At 44.0% G+C, this 13,476-nt stretch carries 8 protein-coding genes; all 8 read right to left on the bottom strand.

Annotation, left to right across the window (positions count from 1 at the left end):
* Window positions 1-43: 43 nt before the first annotated feature.
* Window positions 44-2,470, bottom strand: a complete 2,427-nt coding sequence (locus A7985_RS23305; RefSeq protein ID WP_065792818.1) for an ABC transporter permease — start codon at window positions 2,468-2,470, stop codon at window positions 44-46.
* Entirely contained in the window at window positions 2,467-3,186 is a 720-nt protein-coding gene (locus A7985_RS23300) for an ABC transporter ATP-binding protein (RefSeq protein WP_065792817.1), read from the bottom strand. Before A7985_RS23300 ends, A7985_RS23305 begins: the two co-directional genes overlap by 4 nt.
* Window positions 3,187-3,194: 8 nt before the next feature.
* Window positions 3,195-4,442, bottom strand: a complete 1,248-nt coding sequence (locus A7985_RS23295; RefSeq protein ID WP_065792816.1) for an efflux RND transporter periplasmic adaptor subunit — start codon at window positions 4,440-4,442, stop codon at window positions 3,195-3,197.
* A gap of 311 nt (window positions 4,443-4,753) precedes the next feature.
* Window positions 4,754-6,349: an MBL fold metallo-hydrolase gene (locus A7985_RS23290; RefSeq protein WP_065792815.1), complete on the bottom strand. Its 1,596-nt coding sequence runs from the start codon at window positions 6,347-6,349 to the stop codon at window positions 4,754-4,756.
* Between the two features lie 316 nt (window positions 6,350-6,665).
* Complete coding sequence (locus A7985_RS23285; RefSeq protein ID WP_081310704.1) at window positions 6,666-8,417, bottom strand: cyclic peptide export ABC transporter; 1,752 nt, start codon at window positions 8,415-8,417, stop codon at window positions 6,666-6,668.
* Window positions 8,417-10,879 (bottom strand): penicillin acylase family protein, encoded by a 2,463-nt coding sequence (locus A7985_RS23280; protein ID WP_065792814.1) that lies wholly within the window; start codon window positions 10,877-10,879, stop codon window positions 8,417-8,419. The genes A7985_RS23285 and A7985_RS23280 overlap by 1 nt, the downstream gene beginning before the upstream one ends.
* A 40-nt stretch (window positions 10,880-10,919) precedes the next feature.
* A complete protein-coding gene (locus tag A7985_RS23275) occupies window positions 10,920-11,888 on the bottom strand; it encodes a TauD/TfdA family dioxygenase (protein ID WP_065792813.1) in 969 nt (322 codons plus the stop codon).
* Between the two features lie 32 nt (window positions 11,889-11,920).
* The coding region (locus tag A7985_RS23270; RefSeq protein ID WP_141685433.1) for a thioesterase domain-containing protein at window positions 11,921-13,476 on the bottom strand (1,556 nt) is incomplete at its 5' end.

Genomic DNA, 13,476 nt, shown 5'->3' with positions numbered 1-13,476 from the left:
GCGGCGCGAGCATGGTGTCAGTGCCGCTACTTCACATGATTATTTAGTCGGCTCTCAATGCTCTGACTGGATCATCTTTCAGTACTTTTTTCACTGGCAAGTAACAGGCAATCAGTGCAACGACTATCATGATCACACTGGCCAAGATAATCGACAGTAATTCCGGTTGCATAATGGTTTCAAGTAACTCTCTATTAAAGCGGTAAAGCAGCACAGAACCAATTAAGCTACAGGCAATCCCGACTCCAATGGGCAGCATGTTATCCATGAGTAACATGGTCACGATGCGTTTTGACTTAGCGCCCAGTGACATGCGTATCCCTAATTCGTAACGGCGTATTTGTGTTGAGTAGCTCAGCACCCCATAAATGCCAATACCCGCGAGTAAGATGGCCAACACGCTCACTGCAAGTACAAACCAAGCAATGACTTTGTGCTTGTACAGCAACTTTTGATATATGCCTTCCAAGGTATCATACTCATCAATCCGCGCGCCTGGTGCTTTTGATTCAACAAGTTGCATAAGCTGTGCCTTGGTGAGTTCGGAGCCTGGCTTTACTTTGGCGATAATGCGTAGCTGCCACATCGAAAAAGGCGTATATATTTTGATCCCTTTCGTATCATTACCGTTATGTGGGTTAAATATGTCCGCTGCGACGCCAATGATTTTACGCGCTTCACCTCGGCTCGTATAAACCAGCTCGCCTATGGCATTATTATTTCCAAACAATTGATAGGCCGCACTTTGGCTTAAAATGATAGGTCTATTTTGCGATGCGTACATATCATCTTTGGTAAAGTTTTTACCTGCAATAATTTTCTGATTGATGAGAGGGAAGTAGTTTTCATCCACCATGTTGAAAGGAAAGGCGCCGAGCTGGTTTTTATTTTCATCAAAAAACTGCATACGCCACTCTCCGGCTCTAATTGGTGGGTGGATCGCAATAGATGTCGCGTCAACCTGAGATAATTGATCTACCTCCGCCTTGATATTGTTGAGTAAGGCATTTTGTTTTTTTCCTGTGTTATAGCTTGTGCCAGGGTTAAGCGTGAAGGTAACGACCCCGTCTGTATCAAACCCCGGTGGTGTATTCATTGTTCTGATGGTACTGGTCATCAGTGCTAATGTCGCGACGATGAGAGTACAAGCTAAAGACACTTGAGAAATAACGAGGGCGGAACGACTCCATTTTGAAATCTGAAGGCCACTGCCTTTACCACTGCTTTGCAGGTTTTCTTTTAACTTTCTATAGTCGATAACGCGGATAGATAACCAAGAGAAAATAACAGACAGTACGATTGTTATGAGAAGAGAGAACAGTATGGTGACCACATCCAGTGATAATTCAGACAAGCGAGGCAGTTGATCTCCAGCCAGCTCTTGGAATAGCACAAAACACCAAGCTGCGATGATGAAGCCTATAAGCGTTGCACACAGAGTTAATATTAAGCTCTCAGCGAACATGGCCATAAATAAATGTTTTGGCTTTGCCCCCACGCAAGCTTGGATAGCCAAAGTGCGGCTTTTTTCAATCGCCCGAGACAAAAATAGGTTCACAATGTTACTGCAGGCGATAAGCAACAGGATAAGTGCACCACTAAATAGCACAATCCCGATTTTTTTCGCATCGCCGACAATCACATCTTTGAGATCTGTTATCGTGACGTTTACCTTCGTGTCTTTAAATCCAGATTTAGCGGCAGTGTCGGTGGTAAACTTCTGGCTTACCACCGACGTTAGCGACTCAGTTACTTGTACCGTGTTATTGGTGTTGCCAAGCAGGCCAACGGCAGCCAATGTGTTGCGGCCAACACTCCAATCGCTGGTGTTTAACGGTTGGTAGCTCCACGGTAACCAAATTTGGATATTACCTTCTTCTAATTGCGGTCTGTATTCGCTGAACTCTTCTTGAACAATGCCCACGACTTTGAACTTTGTGTCTTGTATTTCCACCATTGAGCCAACGGCATTGGCTTGATCTGAAAACCAAGTTTGCCAAGCTTTATAACTGAGTATCGCGACTGGCACTTGGTTATTCAGTCCTTCTTGTTGAGAAAAGTGACGACCTTGCTCCATTGTCGCCCCTAAGAGCTCTAAGTACCCTGGTGTGACATAAGCGACGCTGATTTTTGGCTGCTCTGGGTGGCTTAGTAATAGCTGCTTCTCTTGGTAAATCAGTTCAACTTTATCGAGTACTTGTTGATCTTTGTATAACTCAATAAGCCCAACAGCGGTATTGTGGGCCGATGACTCCCCTGAGGTTGTGTTGATATGTTCAATATTAACACTGACCAATCGCTCTTGATCTGGAAACGGTAAGGGCTTAGCGAGCAATAAATAGTTTAAGTTAAATACTGCAATCAAAATTCCCAAGGTCAATGCCAAGCTAAACACCACTGAATAGCTAAACTGTCTTCTCTTTATCAGGCTAAATAGCGCAAGCCTGAATTCATCCTTTATTCTGCTCATACTGCTACCTTCACCTGTTCATCTGCGAGTAATTTACCATCGAGTAGATGTAACTGTGTATTTGCCATATCGGCATAGCGAGGGTCGTGCGTGACCATGCATATGGTGGTGCCTTGCGCATTTAAATCGGCAAGCATTTGCATGACGGCATCGCCATTTTTTGAGTCAAGGTTACCTGTTGGCTCATCCACCAATAAGACCGCTGGATCGCCAGCTAACGCTCTGGCAATGGCGACACGCTGTTGCTGACCACCTGAAAGCTGGTTTGGTTTATGTGCTGCGCGGTGTTCCATTTGCACTTTTGCCAAACACGCCATGGCTTTTTCGACAATTTGTTCTTTGGCAAGTGCGGGCTCACGATAAGTGAGAGGCAGGGCAACATTGTCCAAAACAGAGAGTTCATCAATCAGATTAAATGATTGGAAAATGAAACCAATCTTTTTGTTTCTCATTTCTGCTAATCCATTCATGGATAAGTTGGAGACATTCTCGCCATCAATCCAATATTGGCCTTCACTCGGTGTATCTAAGAGCCCTAAAATAGAGAGCAGGGTTGATTTACCACACCCTGAAGGGCCTGAGATTGAGACATAGTCACCTGGGTAAATGCTAAAATTAATGCCTCGCAATGCATGTGTTTCAGTCTCTTCTGTTTCGAATACGCGTGTTACCCCTTCCATTTTTATCACTGGGGTGTTGTTCTTATTGTCTTTCATAACTGTACCTATCGAATGAGTTTGATTGATTGCTTTTTCTGCCAGCGCGATGTGTCAGACAAAATCACCTGATCCATTTCCTCTACACCGGAAATAATTTGAATGTGACTCCCGCTTTCAGCGCCAAATTGTACTTTTGTTTTCACAGCCATTTGACTGTCTTGATTGATGACAAACATTTCAGTCATCGAGTTTGCTTTTGCCGTCGCTGGACGTTCTATCATTGCTGTGTTTTTCACCATACCTGTTTCAATGGTTGCTTCGACGTTCATTTCTGGTCGAACTGTGTTGGGCAGCTCTCCTTGTAAATCTATTTCAACTTTTACTAAGCCATCATTGACCTCGGGTTCAACTCGAATAACTTCACCAATAACCTCTTGATCACCAATACGCACTCGTGCCTTTTGCTTGTTGTATACCTGACTCACCTGGCTTTGTGGAATATTTATCATTGCATTGAGCTGATCGACGCTGCCGACCAGTGCCAGCTGGCTACCTGCGATGACACTTTGCCCTAATTCAACTGGCAGGCGCTGTAATACTCCGTCCACAGCTGAGCGTACGGTTAGGTTGTCTAAACGGCGCGCAACGCTATCTAACTCACCTTGTTTCTGTTTGATAAATTCCTCATGTACTTTGATAGCTTCTATATGTACCAGTTTCAGTTGCTTTAGACGACGGCTTTCAATGTCTAAGCGAATTTTTAATTGTTCTTTGTCGAGTTTAGAGCGCTCAGCATCTAGCTGTGAGACAATGCCCTGCTCTGCGAGCTTTGATTCAGCCTGCAATTTTAGAACCGCCATTTTATGCTGAGCTTGCAGTGACGCGAGTTCAGCTTCCAAGGATAAGACTTCCCGCTTTTGATTGAGCTTTATTTGGCGCAATTTCGCTTGCTCTTGTTTGAGCTCCGCTTGTTGGCTTTTATGCTCCTGATTCAAATCTGGGTTGACCATTTTTAAAATCACATCGCCTGCTTTTACACTGGCACCTGGTTTCAAGAGAATATCTTCAATCGTGGCATTGATCTCGGCTGTTAGGAGGCGTTGATCTTTTGATTCTAACGTACCAAAGCCCTCGACATATGAGGTGAGATCACCGCGCGAGACAGTGCCAACCCATAACTCATCATACGACGCTTTTGGAGCAGAAGGCGGCTCACTTAAAATCCACAACAAGGATAATAGTAATACTGCGCCAACGGCGGTTAGACTTTTCTTATTTTTCCACTTTTTAGCTTTCTCTCGTTTAATATCCATGGTGCACTCTGTTATCAAGATTATTCATGTAAAACACGTTATTCAGCGTCGTAGCTGAATGCGTTAATGGGTAACGCCACATTACGCTTTGTGTTCGCATTGATACTTGGCGTTATTGCCTTACGTCTCTTTATATAAGAAATATGCGTGCCAATTTGTAAATAATTGATAAATAAGAGTTTTTTGTTTTTGTGGTGATGATTTATTTCCGTTTTCGAAAATTGTATTTACGTTTTCGAAAAGGAAATAAATCAAGCGTTTGGGTCGCTCAGTAGCGACTAAGGTGTGCACTACTGAGCCAGTTTCCTACTTTATAGATTGATAATCGCCTTGCCTGCCATGCGTTCACAAGGGATATTCTTTTCACTACAGAAGTTGATCATTTTATCAGACTCAATGATTTGCTCTGAATCATCTTCATAATCCACACCCATAAAGTACTTGTACCATGGCTCCATGCCCATTGCGTATAAATACACATGTTTCGCATTAAATGTGTCCACCATATGGTATGCTTGTTCTGCATTGGCACCGTTTAAGCGACGAGAGTTCTTAATGTTTTTGCTCACAATTTTTGTGTTTAGAGCGCCATACAGCCAAGTGTAAGGGGCACCGACACATTCCATGCCAATCGCTAAGATATCGACGTCACCCACCAACTTGTGAACGTGTTTATACATGTGAGAATCACAGTTAGTCGCATCGGCACCAAAGAAGAATTTCTTTCCTTTTAGTTCGATAAACCAAACGTTCTTAGAGCGTACATTTAGGTCGCCATGCTCACCTAAAAATGGAATCGCAATGAGTTTGCCATCTGGAATTAATATTTCATCAAAATCGTCAACCTCAATGACTTCAAAGCCCAGTTCTTGGCCAATGAGTTTCATTGATGGGTCGGCTAAAGAGCCACCATTATTGACAGGCACGACGAGTTTGTCGGTTTTATGTCTGAGTTGTATAAGCGTTTCTATGTTGTAGTGGTCCTGATGGTTATGCGTGATACATATATAATCAATCTTATCGGGTAGTTCACTATAACTGATGCAGTCGTCTGCATAGCTCTCACCTCGTACTGCGATCACGGGGTCCATGAGGATAGAGACATCTTGGGTTTCTAGCATAAATGATGCGTGGCCTAAGAATGTTAGTTTCAACTCATCCGCTTTGGGTTTTTGGTGCAGGCGTGTGGGTGCTTGTTCTGTAAATAGCTCGCGATAATCTAAACCACCAATGGACTCATGACGGCTGAAAATAGCTTCTATTTCTTCCGCAGGTGCGCCTTCTGTGCGAGAGCGTATGATCGTTTCGACATCTGGGTGATTAAAGTCTAATGGTAATTGAATGTGATTTTCATCCGGGATACGTGGCGTAGAAAAAGCAAATGGACGCTCTTCTACTTTCGTTAGAACCCCAAATGACACAGTCTGTAGCCCCTTATTGTAATGTTCTGAGTTGTACATCAGTTTTTCTAGGATACGATATGATGGGTTGTGGTTCATATCTAGAAATATCTCTACATACCCTTTTAGTGGATCTGGGACCAACTCATATAGGTATTCAATGGACTCACCTGATGTGTGGCTACGGATCAATTCATCCAGTGTTTTTACTGCTTCAGATAGTTCACAAATATCGGTGTACTTATTGTCTATTTCATCAAGAAAGCCTTGAATGTCTTTTACCTGATCTTCTCTTGCATTCAGGAATTCCCCTCCCGTGAGTGCACTTTCTTGCGTCGCCATAATGTGGAGTTGACTATTTTTAACAAACGACGTCATGATCCGTTTATGGGTGCTCGTGATATAGCGTGATGCTTGGACTGGCGGGATTAAATAGGACCAAGCAAACCAGTGGTTAATCAACGGTTCAAAGTAGGCATCTTCGCGTAGGTATAATTTAGTAGACATATATGTATCCCTTTTAATAATTATATTTAAATTTAAAATTAGTTAGTCGTTTGAACGCACAACCAGGCTGACACGAGGCGCAGCCCCTTATGTCAGCCTTGCATCAGTGAATGTCAGTTAAAAGTTGTGCCTATGAGTTCAAAAAGTTCTTCGTTATAGGGTTTATTAAAATCAGCAAGTTTCTTATTCACCGCCTTGGCCCTGCTTTGGCAAAGTAGAAGTTTAGAAACTGATATTCAAGGAACAGCGTCGCCACTTCAGATAGTTGAGAGCAAAACATATTGTGAAATTTCATTTCTATGATCCTCTTTAATATCTAAGCGAGTGTCGCTTGTTTATCTTCTGAGGCGTGGCTAACGCGCTCATCTGGTTTATTGGTTTGTGGCTTGCCATCTGCCATATGAATAATGTTATCGGCATAGTTGAAATACCGGTCATCATGGCTTATCACCAGCACAAACTTACCCGCCGCTTTGAGTTCGGGTAGAATTTGCTCATAGAACACCGCTCTAAACTCGGGGTCTTGATCCGCTGCCCATTCATCAAAGAGGTACACGTCTCTTTTCTCCAAATACATGACCAATAAGGCTAAGCGTCTCTTTTGCCCATCAGATAAGGACAGTGTTGAAAATCCAGCATCTTCTATCGATACTTTGTCTGATAGCTTAAGTTTGTTGAGGTATTCAGGGACTTTGTTGTCCAAATCATGTTGACTAACGTCGTATAGTTTTGGGAAAAGGTGATAATCGGAATAAATGGCAGAAATATGTTGCCTGTAGTAATCGCGATTCTCGTCCGTAACCACTTCATCACCAAAGGTGACTTGTCCTTTGTTGGGCACATAGTGCAGTGTTAAAATCTTTGCTAATGTTGATTTTCCAGAGCCATTGCCGCCCACAATGAAGTTGATTTCGCCTCTGCGCAGAGTGAGATCGACTGGGCCCAATGCAAACGCATTGTTGTGATAACTTAGCTCAATATTGCGCAATTTTATTTCGTCAAAATCAGAGGTGGTTGCTCTCTCTCCCTTTGTTTCTATCGGCATTTCATCCAATATTTTGTTGAGGTTTTTCAACGCGATATTGCCTCTCACTATTGGTGAGATAGACATAATAATTGCGCCCAGAGGGCCAGTAATATACAGCATGGCCATCACAATTGAGACTAAGGTTTCAGGCGCGATGGCGTAACGATTACTGAGAATAAAAGTGGATATGCCAATGGCAAAAAACGCTATGAGATTACCATATGACATTGCCCCGATGACCAATAGTGCGCCTTTGTCAGAGTGTTTGCGGTATGACTCTTCATGCTCTATCAGTGCATCGTGTAAAAATTCAGATTTCTTTGTTTGATTTAGTTTCAGCTCTTTGGCACCTGAGACCAGCCCTTGGATCCCAGCTTGTATATTATCGAACCGATTACGTACCTGTTGGAAATGCCGGTTACCAAAGAACAACGGGATACGATACGTCACAATCCCAAAAATAATGGTAAAAATAATGAATACGAAGACATCAAAGTTTAAGTAAACCAAGAAACCTAACATACCAAAGATAGTTGAAACGCCGATTAGAATGCCGGGAAGAGCCGATGCACCTGAAACCAAAAATGGCACATCATTAACGATGGTGGCATAGAGGCGACTTGAGCCTATTCTTTCAAGATCTTGAATGGGCAATTGGGTGATACGGGAATAAATCGAGATACGCAGTCTTTTTGTCGCCGAGTTAGCAACCTTTTGTAACAACACCATAGAGGCTGTGCGAGCAATTAAAATGAACACACAAAGCGAAAAAAAGGTAAGTGCATACTTGGGCTTATTCACCTCGTAATCAAAAATCACCACGTCATTTTCATTAACTGGGTTTAAACCAGATGTATTTCTAAATTCAATCGCCTGTGTAACCAAAGGGATGAGAAAGGTGTATGCCAAGCCTGCCACGATGCCAAGCAATATAGAGGCGGCGACGAGATTCGGTGACTCAACCAATAAAAAGTCCAAGAGCTTAGTCTTATGATGTGTGTTTGGTTTTTTTCGAGTCAACCATGTGTAAATTGAACGCATTACTTCTGTGCTCCCTTGGTCATTGGTTGAAGGCGAATAGACTGGATAGTTTGCGTATTCCCCATTGGTAAAAGCTCGGTATTGGTTAGCAAAGGAATTAAATCATCATAATGGTCGCTCAGCACATTGCCGGACTGACCTGTATTTACAAGGAAGCCGCTATCTTGCCATGCATCAAGGTTAATAACCTGACGATAGGCCGCGCCGGTCGTTTGACGATACCCTTGCTCTGGTTGGTACTTAGACACTGCGACATCCACGGTGTAATCCGACCCGCCGCTGCTCACTTCTCGGTTGAAGAGGTAATCAAGCAAACGGATTGTGCCGAAACCAGTATGCGGAAAATAAGCTTTGTATAGATTTGACCACTGCCAACTATCCATGTCATTACCCAGCTCTAGACTGATTTCTTCAATGGCTTGCTGTAGTGCGGTACGGGCGATATCAGTACAGGTTTCTGCGTTTTCAGTGAGGGCGTTATCACACCAGTGGGTTTGCCCATGATTGACGACGTTATCCATAAACCTTGGATATAGTCGACCTTGGATGGCATTTAAGTCACCAGCATGGACCATGTTGATTGGTTGTGCGGTTAATGGGTCCTGCAGTAGGTTTTGGTTATAAAACTTACGCCATACGTGATAAATACTGGCTGCTATGCTGTCTTCGTCAAATGTGGCATCCCATGTTTTGAGGTAGTTCAGCGCTTGCGCCTGTTTGGCGTTTTTAGGCGTCACGGCACGCAGCACATGAACCAGCTGATCGGCCTGCAGGCTGGTCTTATCCCCTTGCATGGATACAAAGTCTTGAACACTGAATTTACGACTACCATTGATGCTATCAGTCAAAAGTTGCTCAATTCTTTGCGCTCTATATCCCGGTGCCCAGTGGCCATTGATGAGAGAATCGAATCGGCCACTGGCGATTTTATTGTTCGCTGAAACGATATAACCACTTTTAGGGTTATAGATCGTTGGCAAGTCTGACTGTGGCAAATACCCCTGCCAAGATGTATTTTCTTGCCAGCTGGGTAATGGTAATGTGCCATCACCTAGGGCTCTCGAAGGCAGTTTTCCTGCTACTTGATATCCTATGTTGCCAGCAAGATCGGCATATAAGAAATTAAGTGCGGGGGCGCCATGTCGTTTAAGTGCATCACGAAATGATCCCCAGTCTTTGGCGTAATTGACGCGCATAAAGGCACTGTAACTATGGTCTTTAGGGTCTAGTGCGGTCCAACTCAAGGACATCGGAGTCGTCACTTTACCAATGACATCACTGATCAGCGGTCCATTGTGCGTGGCGCGGGCGTGCCATTTTACGGGTTCATAATCTGGGTTGAGATAAGATGGGAAGTCTGCTCTGACTTGGATTAACTCTTCTCTAACCATCAACTCTTTCCAGCCATCAGCCGTCTCGTAAAGCGTGTCATTTTTTTCGTGGAAACGCTCCTGGTAGATGTCTTGTACGTCAGCCGTTAATGCGGTGACACCCCATGCGATATGTGGATTTCGACCGATGAGTACCAAAGGAAGGCCGGGAATGGTTGCCCCAGAGACGTCGATATTGTGTCCCTTAATTTTGGCAAGAAACCACTGTGAAGGAATTTGTGTTTTTAGATGTGTATCATTGGCCAACAGTGGTTGGCCTGATTCCGTATGGCTGCCATCGACTACCCACGCATTGCTGCCAACCCCTTTACCGCCTAACTTAAATTGATTGTATAAATGATTGGTGAAGTTAAGTAATTGCGCTGATGCACTTTTGTCATCATCTGCGTATTGCTCTTGGACAACCACCGGAGTTGCTTTTGAGTAGTCAGGCATGATCTGCATAGCCTGATCCTCTCCTAACGTTTTAATCAGCAATCTCAATGCAAGGTCTTTCCTAAAGTTGCCATCGAGGCTCAGCGCCATCAACTTGATTTGAAGCATTGAATCATTCACTGTCCAGGTTTCTGGCTTCAAGCCCAATATAAGAAACTCAGGCGGTAAGGTGTGTTGTTGTGCTAGCCATGCATTGACACCTTGGGCATAGGATTCTAAAGAGGCTAATTCTGTCGCACTTAAGTGTTGCTGATTTTTCTGGGTAACATGATGTAGGCCCAAAGTGCGCATGAACATATCGGTTTGAAGTAACTCTTTACCAAATACTTCGCTTAAGCGCCCAGTACCTAAACGGCGTTGCATCTCCATTTGCCACATGCGATTTTGAGCATGTACATAGCCAAGTGCGAAAAAAGCATCATTATCGTGCTCAGCGGTAATCGTTGCCACACCATATTGGTCATACTCAATGAGCGTATCTTGCGTTAACCCAGGTACCACAAGGTGACTTTCGGCGGTGGGCAAACTTTGTGTGACGTACATATATGTACCAAAAATAGCTGCTGCGAAGGGCAATACGACCCATAGCATTAGCCTTAGTATGAGCGGGTGCCTTTTTCTGACATATGTAAACATTGACGACTCCTTAATACTTGCCTGCTAAATGTGTTGTTGGCTAAAGGCTAACCATGCTTACGAGGACTTTTCTATTGCCAGTAAAAGGTTCTCTACCATGGGTGTAAGCGAGGTTGTCGACCAGTAATAAATCGCTTTTTTGCCAGTCAAAGCGTATTTGCAATCGTTGATAGATATCTCTGATGTGATCAAGCAAAGCATTCTCTATTGGGCTGCCATCGGCAAAGTAGACATTTCTTGGTAAGCCGGCTTCACCGAATACGCTAAGAAAGTGAGACTGGTTTTCCTGACTGAGGGCAGAGAGGTGAAAAAGGTGAGCTTGATTAAACCACACTGTTTGATTCGTAATTGGGTGTGCTAATGAGACTTGAGCTACTTGGCTGGTGCGTAGATGGTCGTCGCTAAGCCACTCGAATTTCATATTTTGTTGAAGACAAAATTGCTCAACCTCTGCTTTGTCTTGTGTCTGAAAGACTTCTTGCCATGGTAGATCAACATCTAGGTAATTTCTGACGTACATAAGCCCTTTCGATTCAAACAAATCACGAACTTCCGGGTCAATGGCATTGTACACCGCATGACTATCCGTGATAGGGGTTGCACCTTTCGTGTCTGGTGTTTGCATGCAGCAAAACCCCAAGTGTGAGGGCCAATTTGTTGAGTATGCGGATTCATTGTGTTGTAAAATCGTCTCGTGAGCATGATATTCCGATGCGGTATATACATTGCCACGCATACGCGAGCGGGGTGTTGATCTATATTGATAAGATAGCAAAGGCGATTGGAAGATATTTTCCGTCACTTTGCCAAATTTCTTACTGCCTTGAATATCTAATCCTCGGATCAGCAATGCGCCATTGCTATCCAGTAAAGATTTAATGCGACCAGCATTTTGCTGCGCCCAGTCTGTTGCAGAGGTGGGATTCTCCGGTATTTCTAGCAGCAGCGGTTTACCCCCAATTTGTTGCAGATCGGCGCAAGTTAAATTGTCTGGAATATGTGTTTGCATTGGTTTGGCCTTATTTTCTCATTATTCTTTTGTTACAGGACTTCTTTGAGCATGGTCATAATTTGTTTTACCGCATCTTCAGACATAAACTCGTGATGATTAAAGCCCATCGGGTAGGCATGTAAATTATTGGAGTATCGCGCTTTCCAGCGCGCGATATTGCTTTGCGCACCAACATGATCTCGGTTGTAAAAGAAGTGAACCGGTACATCTTGGTTTACATGCTGGTTGATTGCTTCTGCCAGTTCGAGCTGATCATGGAAATCAATAAATGCTTTGATATCTAAGTCGCTTATTTGCCCCGCGAACTTTTGATGCATATATTCTGCGCAGAGGGCTTGATGTTGCGCCGGATCGTTACGCCACATCGCCATCGTTGCATCATCAGGCAGTGGTATTTCCATTGCGGATAAAATGTGACACATGCGGTCCACAAAATGATGTTGTGTGCTCTTCTTTAAATTCTCTGTTGAGCTATCGAACATCAATAAACTGTCTACAGGTATGTTCTGCTCAATTAGCTGTTCTGTGATGAGACTGGAGAGCGCCCCACCATATGAAAATCCACCTAGCACCAATTTGGTTTCTGAATTGGCGTTTTCTTGGATATGAGCTTGAATCGTTTGCGTGTAGCGCTTTGCTAATTCATCTAAATCATTAAATTGTACCGTATGGCCGGACATAAATGGGGCGACTAAGCCATACACTTTTGCCTGTGGCAGCAGTTGCTGCGCTAACTCTCTATACATTTCAACACCACCGCCATACGGGTGGATTAAATACAGTAAAGTGGTGGCACTCGATTGATTTAAACGGACTAAGGGGGTAGGCTTGGTATGGGCTTTTTCCCCTTTTTCAATACTCTGTGCCAGTGCGCGAATGGTTTGATGTGTCATGACTTGCTGCATAGATACGTCAAAGCCTGCAAGCGTAATGTGGTGCTTGATCTTGACCAGTGACAAAGAATCGACGCCTTGCGCAAAGAGCGGCGTAGTGACGCAAGGCTGCTCTATCGGTTTGGCAGCTTGCCAAGCCTTGATCAGCGCGTGTTCCAACGGCGTCTTCGGTGGAGAAATCGACGCGCCAGAATGCAGCTCGAAATCAACTTTTGGCAGCGCTTTTTTATCTAGCTTACCGTTGGCAGTCAGTGGCCATGTTTGCAGGACAATGAAGTGTGAAGGCTGCATATAATCGGGTAGCTGTTGGCGCAGTGCCGTGCGAATGTCTGACTCGCACGTCGTACTGTTTTGCTGTATGTAGGCGACTAAGTGGGCCTGACCATGTTGATCTTTTTGGATTTGGACAACGGCAGCATCAATGTCTGGCAGTTGCGTCAGTTGTTTTTCAATCTCCCCCAGTTCAACACGGAATCCGCGTATTTTGACTTGCTCATCGACGCGACCTAAAAACTCGAGTTCATTATTAGGCAGTATGCGCACCAAGTCTCCCGTTTTATACATACGCTCACTGGTGACATCTAACAAGTGACGATAAGGGTGTTTTACAAAAGCTTGTGCGGTTAATTCTGGCTTATTCAAGTACCCTCGTGCGAGGCCATCACCGGCAATATAAAGCTCACCAATGGCAC

Origin of the sequence: Pseudoalteromonas luteoviolacea (genome assembly GCF_001696455.1) — a bacterium.
In the GTDB taxonomy this organism is placed as follows: domain Bacteria; phylum Pseudomonadota; class Gammaproteobacteria; order Enterobacterales; family Alteromonadaceae; genus Pseudoalteromonas; species Pseudoalteromonas luteoviolacea_C.
Note: the sequence above shows the minus strand (reverse complement) of the source record. Positions and strands in the feature narration are given on the sequence as shown.